Here is a 15,084-nt window from a genome sequence, read left to right on the forward strand (position 1 = left end):
GATGGTTTAAATTAGGGAGTGTAAAATGAATTTTATCGATAAACTTTTAGGGCGTGAAAAAGGGAAAAAAATGCGTCAGTTGTCTCATGTCAAAGACCTGCGAGTCCAAGACGTGGTGGTTTTTTCGGATTCATTTGCACTGCCTAAACTATTACGCCAAGCCAGCTTTGAAATAAGCAAAGTGAACACTTATCAGTTTGAGCATTACACCAGTGTTGAATACGTATTATTGGGTCAGACAGATAAACAGGTGTATCTTAGCTACAGCTCCGATGATGAAGAAAGATTAAATATTTCGCAAAAAATTAATCGTGCCGAAGTAGAGCAAATTTTTGAAATGGAAAGTTTTGCAGATATTTTTGAAACGGATAGCAAAACTGAGTTAGAGCTTAAAGCTGAACCTGAAGCTTTTACCAACTGGTTAAGCGCGCTTTATTTTCAAGTTGCTTGGGGCGAGCGTGGATATTTTTATAATCAGGATTTTCGGCCCGGGAAGCCACCGGCAGAAGAAGATGAAAACAGTTTGCCACTCGACTATTTTTGTTTAACCAGTGCCGATGAGGCCTATTCGGTCGAGCTAGAGGTTTGGCAAGATGGGGAGACAGATGTGTTGTTAACCTTGCACCGCCCTATGCACGACATAATCGACTTATTGCCTGGGGAGTTAGATGAATAAAAGTGATAAGCAAAAATGGGCCAGTAGTCATAAAGCGATTAAAGCCGTTCAAGTCGCTTTTGACATGGATGAAAAGCTTCAATATGTCATTCGTAAAGAAGCACTAGACGCAGGATTAGGTCCTAGTGAACAAATAAGACGAATATTGGATTTACCCTTATCAAGAAGGCCAAAACGTCCCCGATTAACAGTCTCATTGTCAGCCGATGATTACCAGTTATTGGCAGAAAAATATGGTATTCCTGCCGAGCAACAACTGGATATCAAAAAGCGTGTGATGCAAGAGTTGATTAAACACGCAACTGAAAACAGCACTTAAAGTGCGTTATTAAGCTTTATTTTTGGTTCTTTTGGCGATCTCTAAACCAGTGTTTTATCATTGCAAATTCATGTTTAAAGTCGTCCAATCCAGGGGGAACTATCACATCCTCTGACATGGCCATATTTTTAAGGTTGGCCGAACCCTGATCGATCACAGCGCCTTGCTCGTCTATGATTTTATAATCAAATTTAATCCGGGGGATAAAACCATCTTCAATGACTCTAAGATATTCTAGGCTGTTGCCAAAGGGGCGTACCCAGCCGGCTAAATCAAGCTCAGTCACTGTCAGTTTAATGGTTTGATCATCTGGTAGGTATTTTCGACTCGCCTGTTCTAAATAGCGTTCAAAACTGCTAAATACGTATTCTTGATAGCCCTTTCGGGTATATGAGTCGGGCGCTTTAATATCTGTATATTTTTCCGGTTCAACCCATTTTATTTCACTATTGCCAGCGGTCACTTGCCAGCTCAGAATACATGTTATAGCTGTGAGTAGATATTTTTGTGCTTGCATTAACAATCTCCGGCAAAAAAATTAACGACCATGATAACAATATAGACGATTTAGCTATCTTTTGGTTCATTTGGCGGGAAGACTTTTTGTTTCAATTTGTTATCAACAAAAGCACTCGGCATCACTTCAACACCGACTAAACGGCCCAACTTAACGATTAAAGGAATGGTAATAGGGGCAAAAGGAAGAATTGCAAACACGCCTAAACCAAGACCACGCAAAACATCTAAAAATTGGCGGTGCGCAATTTTTAATTCTTCTTTGTTTGAATGACCTCTAGTGTAGCGATAATAAATGTCTAACATTTCTTTGGTTTCATCGCGCTCTTGAGCAAGCGCACGTTTTAGCGCCAGCATAGAGCGGCGCAAACGCAAGCGGCTGGCACGGCGATTCATTCGGATCACACGTACCGGTGCTTTATGAAGATAACGAACAGCTTTCATTCAAGCCACTTAATATAAAATATTTTCAGTCGCATAGTGTTCGCTGATTCGTTATCTTTGTCAAACAGATATTGGGCCCCCAATGGTTTTAAATAGGGTCACTTGATTTAACAAATAATTAAGCTGATCTTGCAGTAAGGCTTGTTGCTGCGTTAAATAAACCCGGTATTGAACCTGATAATCTAATTCGCTTTCAACGCCTTGAGCGAGTCTTTGTTGGCTTAATTTTACCTGCTGAAGGCTATCGTTAGTAAGTGCTTGCTGAGACTCAAGTTGCTGCTGTATAAGTCTCTGTGTTTCTAAACTGGTGTAAAACTCTGTAAATGCCGCTTCCACCGTTTGTTGGTACTTGACGACCGATGAGTCTTTTTGTAAACGTGCAATTTCAAGTTGAGCATCTAATTGCCCCGCATTAAAAATCGGCAGATTTAATTGCGGACTAAACGACCAGCGATGAGACTCAGACTCGAACAAGTTATCTAAGTCTGTGCTTGCAAACCCTATGCTCGAGGTTAAGGTAATCGATGGGTAAAACGCGGCTCTCGCCACCCCAATATTTGCATTTGCCGCGAGCATATCTTGCTCTGCGGCATAAATATCTGGCCGATTTCGGAGCAATTCAGACGGCAAGTTTTTTGGCAGCGCAGTCATCTGATCTGTGCTGAGCTTTTGTTGCCGCACCTGTTGTAAAAGTTGATTATCTTTTGGCAATGCCAGCAATTTATTCAGTTGCCAATATGCTTGGTTGGCCAAATCTTGGGCGACAAATAATTGCCGCTTGGACGTTTGCATCTGGCTGCGTATCACCAACAAATCAGTTTCAGAAACTACCCCTTGTTCGGCCAAGCTCTGGTATATCTGATAACTGGTTTGCTGGCTTTCTGTAAGGGCTTCTTGCAATGACAAGTAGTTGTTCAATTGGATCAGGTTAAAGTAGGCATTAGCAACCAGGGCGACCACATTTTGCTGCACGGTTGCCTGTGCCGCCTGGCTCGACAAATATTCAGCTAATGCCGCGTTTTGCAAATTGTCGAGTCGGCCAAAAAAGTCAATTTCATACGCAGTTAAAACCGCATTAACCTGATGAGTTGTACCGTAATAAGCATTACCAGTACTCGAAATATCCTGTGCGACACGCTGACGAATAGTTTGGGCTTGAGCCGCGACTTTTGGCCAATCAGCACTTTCTTCTATTTGATACGCTTGTTTTAATTGCGCAACCTGAAGCTGCGCAATTTGAATATCACGGTTATTGGTCAGCGCTTGTTCAATCAGCTTTTGCAGCAAAGGGTCAGTATAGACCGCTTGCCAATCAGGTATATTAACAACCATTTGCTCACTGACCGAATCTTCTAATACGCTGCTAGGACGTTGGTAGTCCGGTGCTAAAGAGCAAGCGGCCAAACCAGCGGCAGATAAGGCAACAAGAATAGGTTTTAATTTATTCATCGTCATTCTCCACTCTTTGGTTCTTTTTTCGCTCAATAATTTTAAACACCACAACAAAAAATACAGGGACAAAATAGATGGCTAAAAAGGTTGCAGAGAACATGCCCCCAAATACCCCAGTACCTATTGCATTTTGGCTACCAGAACCAGCACCAGACGATAAGACTAACGGCGTAACCCCTAACATAAAGGCCATTGAGGTCATAATAATAGGGCGTAGACGTAGTCTTGCCGCTTCTATCGCTGCTTCAATAACACCCATGCCTTTTTCATGTAAAGCTTTAGCAAACTCGACAATCAAAATAGCATTTTTAGCTGAAAGGCCGATTGTCGTTAATAAACCAACCTGAAAATACACGTCGTTAGACAAGCCGCGACCTAATGCAAAACTTACAGCGCCTAATACACCAAGGGGAACCACCATCATAACAGCAAAAGGCACACTCCAACTTTCGTATAAAGCTGCTAAGCATAAAAAGACCACTAAAATAGAAAGTGCATATAAAAAGGGTGCTTGATCGCCAGACTCTTTTTCTTGGCGTGAAATACCTGACCATTCAAACCCATAGCCTGCAGGTAATTTTGCGGCTAATTCGGTCATTGCCAGCATCGCATCACCAGAACTGAGCCCTGGTGCGGCTTGCCCCATGATTTGAGTAGATGAAAACCCATTGTAACGCTCAAGTCGCGGCGAACCATAAATCCAGCGACCGCTTGCAAAAGCACTCATAGGCACCATTTCACCCTGATTGTTTTTAACATACCAATGATCAAGGTCTTCCGGCATCATGCGGTATTTTGCATCCGCTTGCACATAAACTCGTTTGACACGGCTACCATCGACAAAGTCATTGACATAAGTAGATGCCCAAGCTGTGTTAATGGTTTCGTTAATCGTGCTGACAGAAACACCTAACGCTAAGGCTTTTTGTTGATCAATATCAATTTTAAATTGAGCAACATCATTTTGGCCATTGGGTCGTACACCGGCTAAACGAGGATCTTGTGAAGCCATGCCTAATAGCTGATTACGCGCCTGCATTAGCTTGTCATGCCCTTGGCCGCCCAAATCCTGCAATTGAAAATCAAAACCTGAAGCGTTGCCGAGTTCACTAATTGCAGGTGGCACAAAAGCAAATACCATAGCTTCTTTAATTTGCATAAAGTAACCCATAGCTCGCCCTGCAAGTGCTTGAACATGTTGCTCCGGTTCAGTCCGCACGTCCCAATCTTTTAACCGTACGAATACGATACCGTTATTTTGACCACGACCGCTAAAGCTAAAGCCGATAACCGAAAAGACAGACTCTACGTTGGCTTTTTCCTGCTCTAAATAAAAGCTTTCTATGCCTTCCATTACTTCTGAGCTGCGTTCTTGGCTGGCCCCTTGTGGTAGGGTCATTTGGGTAAACATAATGCCCTGGTCTTCATCCGGTAAAAATGAAGTTGGTAGACGGGTAAATAAAAATGCTAACACACCCACTAGTGCAAGATATAATAGCAGCATGCGAATGGTGCGTTTTAAAATACCATTTAAGCGCCCCTGATAACCTTTTGTTAAGCTATCAAAAACACGATTAAACCAAGCAAAAAAGCCACGTGACGGTTTATCTTCATTGGTCACTGGTTTAAGCAGCGTGGCACAAAGGGCAGGGGTTAGGGTCAATGCAACGATCACTGACAATACCATGGATGAAACAATAGTGATCGAGAACTGACGGTAAATAACCCCAGTAGAGCCACCGAAAAACGCCATAGGCACAAAAACAGCTGATAACACCATAGCAATGCCAATCAGTGCCCCAGTGATCTGTTGCATAGATTTACGAGTTGCCTCACGCGGGGAAAGCCCCTCTTCATGCATGACACGCTCAACATTTTCAACAACTACGATAGCATCATCAACCAGCAAACCTATCGCCAATACCATACCAAACATGGTCAATGTATTAATTGAAAAACCACAAGCCCAAATAATGCCAAAAGTACCTAACAACACCACGGGCACTGCAATGGTTGGAATGATGGTTGCTCTAAAGTTTTGTAAAAATAAATACATCACCAAGAACACCAAAATAATGGCTTCGATTAAGGTTTGTACGACCCCTTCAATCGATAGCTTAACAAAGGGTGTCGTATCATATGGATAAACTGTTTTTATGCCGGCTGGAAAAAAAGGTTCTAACTCGGCAATTTTTTCTCGTACAGCCGCCGCTGTTTCTAGTGCGTTAGCACCGGAAGCGAGTGAGATCCCTAAACCTGCGGCCGGCATATCATTATATTCACCCGTAATTTGGTAGTTTTCTCCACCGAGTTCTACCCGAGCAATATCACCCACTCGCACGGTCGCTCCATCAGGCTGGGTTTTTATTATGATATTGGAAAACTCTTGCGGCGTATTTAAGCCGGTTTGCACAATAATGCTGGCACTGATTTGTTGGCCTTCAACGGCTGGCATGCCACCCAACTCACCAGCCGCGATTTGTGCATTCTGGGTTCGGATTGCAGCTATAATTTCGCTGGTCGTGACTTGATATTGATTCATTTTAATGGGGTTTAACCAGACCCGCATCGCATACTGAGAACCAAAAAAGTTGATTTGACCAACGCCATTAACGCGGCTGATTTGGTCTTGCACATTACTGGCAATATAGTCAGAGATATCGATTCGGCTAAAGCGACCATCTTCAGAATAAAAACCAACAACCATCAAAAAACCAGAAGATGATTTAGTCACTTGAATACCGTTTTGTTGAACCTGGGAAGGCAACAAAGGCATCGCTGTTTGTAGTTTATTCTGCACTTGAACCTGAGCAATATCTGGGTCTGTGCCCGAATTAAAAGTTAGTGTGATAGAGGCATTACCAGACGAATCACTGGTCGAAGATATGTACTGCACACCGTCAATACCTGTTAGTTTTTGCTCGATCACCTGCACTACAGTATCTTCAACCACTTTAGCTGCGGCACCTGGATAGTTTGCAGAAATCGTTACACTGGGTGGCGCAACATTGGGATACTGAGAAATTGGCAAGCCGGTGATCGACAAAGCGCCGCCCAGCATAATTAAAATTGCCATTACCCAGGCGAGTACTGGGCGTTCTATAAAACTCTTAGCCATAGCTTTTATTGTCCTTTTTGCCCATTCAGGTCAACAACGTTTGGGTTAACTTGCATTTGTGGCTGAACTTTTTGTAAACCTGTCACCATGACTTTATCACCCGCTTGTAAACCACTTTTTACCAGCCAGTTTTGACCCATTGCACGGTCTAGTTGCACCACTTTAGGGGCCACCTTATTCTCATTGTTTACAGTAAAAACACTGGCTTCGCCTGTAGGGGTAAACATGACTGCTTTTTGTGGTAACAAAATAGAGTTTTTACGAATTCCAAAATCTAAACTGACACGGGCAAACATGCCGGGTAAAATCACTTGCTCTTTGTTCGCAAATTCGGCTCTAACCGTCAACGTATCTGCTAAACTACTCACTTGAACTTCACTAAATAAAATTTCACCGTCGCTGGCAACCGTCTGATCATTAAGAATTAATTTGGCTTTTTGGCCACTTTGTTGTAACTCGCCTGATTTAAAACGACTTTTGATGTCTTGCATGGTTTTGCTTGGGATCACAGCATCAAAATAGATAGGGTTGAGCTGAGTGATGGTGGCTAAGACTTGACTTTGTCCCGCGCTGACCAAAGCCCCTTCAGTGACACTAGATTTACTAATCTGGCCGCTGATAGGCGCCAGTACTTTGCTAAACTCTAATTGCTTTTCAGCACTTTCTAACTGGGCTTTAGCAACGGCTAACTGAGCTTTGAAACCATCAACACTGGCCTGCGTTTGATCTAATTGTTGCTGACTAACGGCTTTGCTTTGTATTAGGTTTTTGTATCGTTTTAAATCGCGCTCAGCGTTTTCTAATTGAACTTGAATACTGCGAACTTGTGCTTTAGCGGTATTAACGTCTGCTTTATACAGCGTGTCATCAATTTGGTATAAGGTTTGGCCAGCTTCAACCTGGCTGCCTTCAGTAAAGTGACGCTTAGTAATAATACCTGATACTTGTGGACGAACTTGAGCAACCGCTTTTGCAACTGCACGGCCGGGCAACTCTTGGTTAAATACAAGGTCTTCGGTTTTTAGTTCAACCACATCTACCGCTTGTGGTGGTCTTTGCTGTTGTTGTGCTTGCTCATCTTGAGCCGATCCATCGCTGCAGGCGGCCATTAAACTGCTGACGGACAAAGCTAAAAAAAGCGTCCTAAATGTTTTTTTCATGCTAAAACCCCAATAATTGTATTTTTAATACAATAAATAAAATTAATGACAACTTAATTGTGAATTAAAAATTTATACATACATTCATGAATGTTTTGTATAATACCCGAAATTTACTTAAGCTTGCAATTGGCCCCTGTTATTTTTTATTTAGGTAGGTAAAAAAGTGGTTCGAAAAACACGCGAAGAAGCGTTAGAAACAAAAAATCTATTATTAGATGCGGCAGAAACCGTGTTTTACAACAAAGGTTTTTCCAGCACCACCTTAATGGATGTTGCTAATGAAGCCGGTATGACCCGTGGTGCGATTTATTGGCATTTTAAAAATAAATCTGATTTATTCGAGGCCATGGTCGAGCGAGTTAAAATGCCGCTTGAAAGTATTTTTGACGAATCAACGGCAGACAGTGAAACCCAGCCATTAGCGCGGTTACGCGAATTTTCATTGCATTTTTTAAACAAACTGGCGGTTGATAAACGGCAACAAAGAGTGTTCACAATAATGTTGTATCGTTTTGAAATGTCAGGGCAAAGTGAATTGGTAGAAGAAAGAGCCAAAGAGTCGTTTTTACGGGTAGAAAAGCGTCTGTTTAGAGCGTTAAAAAATGCGGTAGAGCGTGGTGAGTTGCCTGCCAATACAGACATAAAAACAGCGGTTTGTTATAACCATGCTTTTTTTACTGGCATTATTCATAATTTTTTATATATGCCAGCAAACATGGATTTAAAAAGTCTAGCAACCAGTTTGGTCAATACACACTTCCAATCATTGATTAATAACCCACCACTAAAATAAAAAAACCGCGCCGAAGCGCGGTTTTGGAACGTCTCATGTTTTTTGGTTATTTGCTATTTTTAGCAAATTCAGGGTAGGCTTCGATACCACACTCAGCAATATCCACACCTTCATATTCTTCTTCTTCGCTGACACGGATACCCATGACGGCTTTCAGAATGCTCCAGACAACCAAGCTAGCAACAAATACCCATACAAAGATAGTTACAGCGCCTAATAATTGGTCACCGAAGTTAGCACCATCGTTAGTAATAGGGACTAATAATAAACCTAATAAGCCAACAACACCGTGAACTGAGATAGCACCGACTGGATCATCAATTTTTAACTTGTCTAAAGTTAAGATTGAGAACACTACTAAGATACCACCTAAACCACCGAAGATAGTGGCTTCTAAAGCACTAGGTGTTGACGGTTCAGCTGTGATAGCAACTAGACCAGCTAACGCACCGTTTAATGCCATGGTTAAGTCTGCTTTTTTGAATAAGATGCGGGCAGTAATTAAGGCTGCAATGGCACCACCAGCTGCGGCTGCGTTTGTATTTAAAAATACCATAGCAACTGAGTTCGCGTTGGCGATATCGCCTAATTTTAAAACAGAACCACCGTTAAAGCCGAACCAACCCATCCATAAGATGAAAGTACCTAAAGTAGCTAATGGCATGTTCGCACCTGGGATCGCATTGGCACGACCGTCGGCAGAATATTTACCTTTACGAGCACCTAGTAATAATACACCCGCTAATGCTGCAGCAGCACCTGCCATGTGAACAATACCTGAACCAGCAAAGTCAGAAAAATCACCTAAACTGAATAAACCAAATACTTCTTGGCCACCCCAAGTCCAGCTACCTTCTAATGGGTAGATAAAACCAGTCATAACCACTGCAAACGCTAAAAACGCCCACAGTTTCATACGCTCAGCAACTGCACCAGAAACAATTGACATTGCAGTTGCAACAAAAACAACTTGGAAGAAGAAGTCAGAAGCACCAGAATAAATAGAGCCCCCTTCAAAACCGTCTTCGCGACCTGCAAAATCACTTAAAGTAGAAGCTACGTCAACATCAGCGATGCCGCTTAGGAAGATGTTTCCACCGTACATGATAGCGTAACCGCAAACTAAGTACATGGTGCAAGAAATCGCAAATAACGCGACGTTTTTAGTTAAAATTTCGGTGGTGTTTTTTGAGCGAACTAAACCCGCTTCCAGCATTGCAAAACCTGCGGCCATCCACATGACTAGCGCGCCACAGACCAGGAAATAGAAGGTATCCATTGCATACTGCAAGTGAAATACATTGTTTTCCATTGTCGTCTCCTAAAATTTATTTATTAAATTATTTATTAGATAGCCGAGTCGCCGGTTTCACCGGTACGAATACGGATACACTGCTCTAAATCAAATACAAAGATTTTACCGTCACCAATTTTGCCGGTTTTGGCAGCACCACTGATGGCTTCAATTAAACGCTCAACATTTTCGTCTTGCGTTGCAATTTCTAGTTTAACTTTAGGCAGAAAGTCGACTTGATACTCTGCACCACGGTATAATTCGGTATGACCTTTTTGACGACCAAAGCCTTTAATTTCAGTGACGGTAAGTCCTTCGATACCGATCTCAGAAATGGCTTCACGAACGTCATCCAATTTGAATGGTTTGATGATCGCACTGACCAGTTTCATAGCAATGTGCTCCTAAGTAGTTTTATTGAATTGGCAAAGTCTTTCTTACAATTGCTGTGCCAATATTGTTTTTATCTTTAAAATCAATGCACTACATTAGCAGGTTTGCTTTTTTTATTTTTTTTGCATCTTTTTGGTGCGGTGAAAAAGACATCAGGCACAAGATTGGTGAGAAAAACAGCTAAGCAAAAAATTATGCACCGAAGCGATGCGCTGTGCTGCTTTGATTTGGCTAACTTTTTAAGTATCATGTACTAAAATTGTTAACACTTAAGGCCTGTAAATGCCAGAGTTACCCGAAGTAGAAGTGACCCGCATGGGGGTTGAACCCTGGTTACTGAATCAACAGATAGAGTTGGTTAATCTGTTCCACAAAACATTAAGATGGCCTTTGTCAACTGAGTTATATCAGCTCAAAGGACAAACAGTTAGCTCAGTTGAGCGGCGAGCAAAATATTTATTAATTCGAACTCAAAGCTACATTGTGCTTATTCATTTAGGGATGTCTGGTAAGCTTTGTGTGGTGGATAAAGACCAACCTAGGATTAAACATGACCACTTTACGATTGAACTCGCGTCGGGTAAAAGTTTGCGATTAAATGATCCGCGCCGCTTTGGTGCAGTTTTATTGTTCCATTCACAGGCTGAGTTGAACCAACACATGCAAAACTTAGGGCCTGAACCCTTTGATGCAAGTTTTAATGCCGATTATCTGTATCAGGTGTCACGAAGCCGCAAAACGCCTGTTAAAGCTTTTATTATGGACAACTCTGTGGTGGTTGGCGTTGGCAATATATATGCGACCGAAGCCCTCTTTTTAACCGGTATCCATCCCGCTCGGGCTGCTGGCAAAGTGAGTTTGCAGCGCTACCAGCTGTTAGTTGACAATATTCGCAAGATTTTAACACATGCTATTGAACAGGGCGGTACAACCTTAAAAGACTTTACCAAAGCGGATGGTAAACCTGGTTATTTTGCTCTGCAATTAAAGGTGTATGGTAAAGCTGGTCAGCCTTGCCCGAGCTGCGAAACTCTGCTCAAGGTTAAATCTATTGGCCAGCGTGCCAGTGTTTATTGCAGTCATTGCCAAAAATAACCACAGCAACCCGCGCCAATCACAACCAACCAGACAGGTACTAAGCGGCTGAACACGAGCAGAGACAAACCGATAAATACCACCAGTTGAAATAAATTAGTCACACTGCTGGACAATACAGGATCCCATAAAGCGGCTGCTAATAACCCAACCACAGCCGCGTTAATACCACTTAAAGCTCGTTTTAAATGGCGATTGTGACCAATTTTATGCCAGCTATAAAAAACACCATTAATTAATAAAAAGGACGGAGCAAAAATCGCGACTAAACAAATCACTGCTGCTAGCACTGGATGAATACCAATTTCGTTTACCGCACCTAAAAAAGCCGAAAAACTGAATATAGGGCCCGGCATAGCTTGGGTAATACCATAACCGGCTAAAAAGTTTTCATTGTTTACCCAGCCTGCCGCCACTATATCTTGCTGCAATAAAGGTAAAACGACATGACCGCCGCCAAAAACACTGGCGCCGATTCTAAAAAATCGGCTAAACATGTCCACTTGATTTAAATCCGTCTGAGCTGCGGCAAAAGGCAATAAAAAAAGTAGGCTGATCAACAGCACAATACTGACGATGCTTTGCCCACGTGAGATCGGCAGTTTAATGGCTTGCGAAGCTTGCATCTGTTGGTTATTTTGCGAACTAAAACGACTACTGATTAAACCCGCCGCTATGATTATGATAAATTGAGTCCACCAAAACGATAAAGATAACATCAGTAACATAGCCACCACAGCTAATATCCGGTTTAGCCAGCTATTGCAAAAGCTATTAAACATAGTGACAGTTGCATGCAGCACTATAGCCGCCGCGGCCAGTTTTAATCCACTAATAGCGCCGGCTAAATTATCGTCGGTTAGGCTAAGTAGGCCATAAGCAGTGAGTACAAGTAAAATCGCGGTTGGTAGCGTAAATGCCAGCCAGGCAATAAAACCGCCTAATTGACCTGCGCGTTTGATGCCAATACTGATTCCTACCTGACTACTGGCGGGGCCAGGCATAAACTGACAAATTGCCATGATTTGAGCAAACTCACTGTCAGTGAGCCATTTTTTTTCATCAACAAAGGTTTTTTTAAATAAACCTAAATGTGCGGCAGGCCCCCCAAAAGCTATCAGACCCAGTTTAAAAAACTGCATAAACAGGCTACAAATATCTGATAATTTTGGCATACTTCGTATCTCCATCGGTAGGGGTATATGCATTAAGTCGTATTTTTGCGTTTTATCATTTGCCAATCAACCTCAATGGGTATTTTTAATAAGGTTTATCTGTATAGTGCGCGTTTTATTTGGCTTGTTTAAAACACTGTTTATTTTGTTTACCGTTGCGGTGATTGCTGCAGCTGCTGTTTTTTATTTTTCGTTGCAAAATACCGCTCATATCACAACAGACCCCCAAGTGAGCGCAGAGCGCGCCGACAATGCAGGTCGATCCCTATCTGAGTTAGCCCGCAAGTTAAATAACAGCACAGGTTTGGTTCATTTAACATTTAGTCAAACTCAGCTTGATGAAATTACTGAAGTTTTGTCATATGCATTAACATCCAGTCAGTTCAAAGCAGATATTAGTGCGGAGCGACTTTCGCTAAAAATGAGCCACCAATTAAATGTGCCAATTGACCGCAATTACCTAAATGTGGAATGTTTGTTTTCTGAAAAAGCAAAACCAATTCCCATTAAATTAGAGCAATGCTCAGCGGGTGATATCAATTTGCCAACATGGGCAATTGAATTATTGTTTAGGGCGGGTTTGTATAAAGTGTTTAATAAAGAGCTAGCGCTAGACATACAACATTTAGTGCAAGAATTTGCAGTGAATAAACAAACCTTAGCGGTCAGTTTAAATATTAAAAAAGGAATGCGCGAGCAAGTACTCGCCGCCTTGCAACAAGCGTCTGGCCGTTACAGTGATTTGTTTAATCCAATGCAAGTTGCCGTTGAGCCAGATGTTGTTAAAACTTATTTACAGCATATTAAGCAGCTTAAAGCAGATAATCCCGAGCAACAAAGTTTAGTTTTTTTCCTCAACCGAGTATTTAGTTTTGCTGCACTGCGTAGTACACCAGAAACGGCCGCGGGTGAAAATCACGCTGCTTTGTGGGCATTAACTATTGCTTTTGGTAATCACAAGTTTGGTCATTTTATTGGTTTGCCGCGATCCTTAGTGCGCTCCTTTAACAATATCAATACTCAACTGGCTGGGCGGCAAGATTTAAGCAAACACTTTTTATATTCGATTTTATTGCAGCGATTATTAGATGAAAAAATGGGCCTAAAAATTGGTGAATTAAAAGAAATTATCGACAGTGATGAAGGGGGGAGTGGTTTTAGTTTTGTTGATCTGATGGCTGATAAAGCAGGACTAAAGTTTGCGATGTTTGTTTTAGACAAACCAATAAAAGCACAGCAAAAGTTAGCAGCACAGATTACAGAAGCTGATATTTTTCCATCAATATCGGGTTTGCAAGAGGGGTTCAGCGAAGCTGAATTTAAGCGGCTTTTTGGTAGTAGCCAAGATCCAAGGTATCAGCAGGTTGAACAAAAAATCGATCAGCGGATAGACAAGTTACCTCTTTATCAAAGTTTATAACGCTAAAACCAAAAGATAGGCGGCTAAGGCCTATCTTTTTGGATGTCACCAAACTGATGCACCCGTAAATCAAAATAATCAGCGGCACAAAGAATATGGTCTAAAATGTCGGCCTGAATACCTTCGTAACGCTTCCAATCGACTTCGGTAAAACAATAAATTTCTAGAGGAAGCCCATGCTCAGTTGGCGCAAGCTGGCGACACATAATTAACATGTCTGAACGTATTTCTTTTTTATTGTCTAGGTACTTTTCTATGTAAGCACGAAAAGTGCCTAAATTAGACAAACAGCGCTGCTCGGGTAATTTATCCGGTTTCGCAATGCAAGCGCCTGAGGCTATTTTTTCTTCAATATATGCGCTCATAAAAGGGTGATCTTTAAAACGCTGGTACTTCTCTTCGGTTAAATAAGTGACAGAGTTTTGATCGATAAAAATGGCTCGTTTAATTCGTCGTGCGCCAGTTTCTTGCATGCCGCGCCAGTTCGTAAAGCTGTTAGAAACGAGATCATAAACAGGGATAGAAGTAATGGTTTTATCAAAGTTACGTACTTTGACCACGGTTAAACCGACAGAAATAACAGTGCCATCTGCTCCGCCTTTGTTAAATACAATCCAGTCGCCCACCCTGACTAAGCGGTTTAGCGATAATTGGACACCCGCAACAAATCCTAAAATAACGTCTTTAAAAATTAATAAAACCAAAGCCATTGCTGCTGATAAACCAGTCAGCAGGGCCAGTGGTGATTTGTCAAAAATAATAGAGACAATAAATATGGTTGCGACTAAGTATATAACTAACACAGCCAATTGGCGGATATTGTCGAAAGGGATAGATTTTAATGACGGCGTTTTTTCAAACACATCACGAATGGTATTAATAAGCGCTAAAATAACCGCCGCTACCAGCATGGTGATCGCAATACTCACGGTAGACTTTAATATGACGTGCTCACCATCAATATCAAACAATAAGCGGCTTAAGCGATCGCCTGCAATAATAGGGATAATCCATAAAATCCGGCTAAAAAAGCGATTTTTAATCAGCAAATCATCCCATTCGATACGGGTTTTAGTAACCGCTTTACGAATAATGGGCAAAATTATTTTGAACGTAATTAAACAAATTACCAGCAAGGCCGCTAATAATACCCCAATGCGTGAGCTGAGATAAAACGAGCCTTCGGTAGGTAAAAAACTAAGTATTTCCAACACTAGATCCTCTGA

Annotated in this window: 14 protein-coding genes; 5 read left to right on the plus strand and 9 right to left on the minus strand. The window is 41.8% G+C overall.

The genetic code is table 11. The features are described 5' to 3' along the window. Nucleotides 1-25: 25 nt before the first annotated feature. Together C727_RS0102980 and C727_RS0102985 are read left to right on the plus strand one after the other, a co-directional pair. Entirely contained in the window at nucleotides 26-676 is a 651-nt protein-coding gene (locus C727_RS0102980) for a hypothetical protein (protein WP_017444145.1), read from the plus strand. After that, the gene (locus C727_RS0102985) at nucleotides 669-995 is read left to right on the plus strand and encodes a hypothetical protein (RefSeq protein ID WP_017444146.1); all 327 of its coding nucleotides are present in this window, start codon (nucleotides 669-671) and stop codon (nucleotides 993-995) included. The genes C727_RS0102980 and C727_RS0102985 overlap by 8 nt, the downstream gene beginning before the upstream one ends. A gap of 16 nt (nucleotides 996-1,011) precedes the next feature. On the opposite strand, the gene C727_RS0102990 is transcribed toward C727_RS0102985, so the two are convergent. The 5 genes from C727_RS0102990 to C727_RS0103010 are packed head-to-tail and all read right to left on the minus strand — an operon-like array spanning nucleotide 1,012 to nucleotide 7,685. Beyond that, entirely contained in the window at nucleotides 1,012-1,512 is a 501-nt protein-coding gene (locus C727_RS0102990; RefSeq protein WP_017444147.1) for a DUF3016 domain-containing protein, read from the minus strand. A gap of 50 nt (nucleotides 1,513-1,562) precedes the next feature. After that, nucleotides 1,563-1,955, minus strand: a complete 393-nt coding sequence (locus C727_RS0102995) for a hypothetical protein (protein ID WP_017444148.1) — start codon at nucleotides 1,953-1,955, stop codon at nucleotides 1,563-1,565. Between the two features lie 60 nt (nucleotides 1,956-2,015). Next, on the minus strand, nucleotides 2,016-3,404 hold the full coding sequence (locus C727_RS0103000) for an efflux transporter outer membrane subunit (protein WP_017444149.1): 1,389 nt from the start codon (nucleotides 3,402-3,404) through the stop codon (nucleotides 2,016-2,018). Beyond that, complete coding sequence (locus C727_RS0103005) at nucleotides 3,397-6,525, minus strand: efflux RND transporter permease subunit (protein ID WP_017444150.1); 3,129 nt, start codon at nucleotides 6,523-6,525, stop codon at nucleotides 3,397-3,399. The genes C727_RS0103000 and C727_RS0103005 overlap by 8 nt, the downstream gene beginning before the upstream one ends. A 5-nt stretch (nucleotides 6,526-6,530) precedes the next feature. Continuing rightward, nucleotides 6,531-7,685 carry an efflux RND transporter periplasmic adaptor subunit gene (locus tag C727_RS0103010; RefSeq protein ID WP_017444151.1) on the minus strand — a complete coding sequence of 385 codons (1,155 nt, stop codon included), beginning with the start codon at nucleotides 7,683-7,685 and terminating at the stop codon, nucleotides 6,531-6,533. 166 nt (nucleotides 7,686-7,851) lie between these two features. Here C727_RS0103010 and C727_RS0103015 point away from each other — a divergent pair, with 166 nt between their 5' ends. Next, a complete protein-coding gene (locus C727_RS0103015; protein ID WP_017444152.1) occupies nucleotides 7,852-8,481 on the plus strand; it encodes a TetR family transcriptional regulator in 630 nt (209 codons plus the stop codon). Nucleotides 8,482-8,527: 46 nt separating this feature from the next. On the opposite strand, the gene C727_RS0103020 is transcribed toward C727_RS0103015, so the two are convergent. Further along, entirely contained in the window at nucleotides 8,528-9,793 is a 1,266-nt protein-coding gene (locus tag C727_RS0103020; RefSeq protein ID WP_017444153.1) for an ammonium transporter, read from the minus strand. A gap of 35 nt (nucleotides 9,794-9,828) precedes the next feature. Continuing rightward, nucleotides 9,829-10,167 carry a P-II family nitrogen regulator gene (gene glnK / locus C727_RS0103025; RefSeq protein ID WP_017444154.1) on the minus strand — a complete coding sequence of 113 codons (339 nt, stop codon included), beginning with the start codon at nucleotides 10,165-10,167 and terminating at the stop codon, nucleotides 9,829-9,831. Between the two features lie 283 nt (nucleotides 10,168-10,450). Here glnK and mutM point away from each other — a divergent pair, with 283 nt between their 5' ends. Further along, nucleotides 10,451-11,263 carry a bifunctional DNA-formamidopyrimidine glycosylase/DNA-(apurinic or apyrimidinic site) lyase gene (gene mutM, locus C727_RS0103030; protein WP_017444155.1) on the plus strand — a complete coding sequence of 271 codons (813 nt, stop codon included), beginning with the start codon at nucleotides 10,451-10,453 and terminating at the stop codon, nucleotides 11,261-11,263. Here mutM and chrA read toward each other — a convergent pair. Next, nucleotides 11,248-12,438 (minus strand): chromate efflux transporter, encoded by a 1,191-nt coding sequence (gene chrA, locus C727_RS0103035; protein WP_017444156.1) that lies wholly within the window; start codon nucleotides 12,436-12,438, stop codon nucleotides 11,248-11,250. The two genes, mutM and chrA, sit on opposite strands and share 16 nt — an antisense overlap. A 106-nt stretch (nucleotides 12,439-12,544) precedes the next feature. Between chrA and C727_RS0103040 the strand changes: the two genes are divergently transcribed. After that, a complete protein-coding gene (locus tag C727_RS0103040) occupies nucleotides 12,545-13,858 on the plus strand; it encodes a hypothetical protein (protein ID WP_017444157.1) in 1,314 nt (437 codons plus the stop codon). Between the two features lie 23 nt (nucleotides 13,859-13,881). Here C727_RS0103040 and C727_RS0103045 read toward each other — a convergent pair whose 3' ends face one another. Next, nucleotides 13,882-15,072, minus strand: coding sequence for a mechanosensitive ion channel family protein (locus C727_RS0103045; RefSeq protein ID WP_155949154.1), 1,191 nt, complete (start codon nucleotides 15,070-15,072; stop codon nucleotides 13,882-13,884). Nucleotides 15,073-15,084 lie beyond the last annotated feature (12 nt).

It is taken from the genome of Gayadomonas joobiniege G7 (assembly GCF_000300815.1).
GTDB lineage: Bacteria > Pseudomonadota > Gammaproteobacteria > Enterobacterales > Alteromonadaceae > Catenovulum > Catenovulum joobiniege.

Bases quoted from the DNA above. Each gene is read 5' to 3' on its own strand.
- C727_RS0102980 (WP_017444145.1), top strand. From the start codon at position 26: ATGAATTTTATCGATAAACTTTTAGGGCGTGAAAAAGGGAAAAAAATG.
- C727_RS0102985 (WP_017444146.1), top strand. From the start codon at position 669: ATGAATAAAAGTGATAAGCAAAAATGGGCCAGTAGTCATAAAGCGATT.
- C727_RS0102990 (WP_017444147.1), bottom strand. From the start codon at position 1,512: ATGCAAGCACAAAAATATCTACTCACAGCTATAACATGTATTCTGAGC.
- C727_RS0102995 (WP_017444148.1), bottom strand. From the start codon at position 1,955: ATGAAAGCTGTTCGTTATCTTCATAAAGCACCGGTACGTGTGATCCGA.
- C727_RS0103000 (WP_017444149.1), bottom strand. From the start codon at position 3,404: ATGAATAAATTAAAACCTATTCTTGTTGCCTTATCTGCCGCTGGTTTG.
- C727_RS0103005 (WP_017444150.1), bottom strand. From the start codon at position 6,525: ATGGCTAAGAGTTTTATAGAACGCCCAGTACTCGCCTGGGTAATGGCA.
- C727_RS0103010 (WP_017444151.1), bottom strand. From the start codon at position 7,685: ATGAAAAAAACATTTAGGACGCTTTTTTTAGCTTTGTCCGTCAGCAGT.
- C727_RS0103020 (WP_017444153.1), bottom strand. From the start codon at position 9,793: ATGGAAAACAATGTATTTCACTTGCAGTATGCAATGGATACCTTCTAT.
- glnK (WP_017444154.1), bottom strand. From the start codon at position 10,167: ATGAAACTGGTCAGTGCGATCATCAAACCATTCAAATTGGATGACGTT.
- mutM (WP_017444155.1), top strand. From the start codon at position 10,451: ATGCCAGAGTTACCCGAAGTAGAAGTGACCCGCATGGGGGTTGAACCC.
- chrA (WP_017444156.1), bottom strand. From the start codon at position 12,438: ATGCCAAAATTATCAGATATTTGTAGCCTGTTTATGCAGTTTTTTAAA.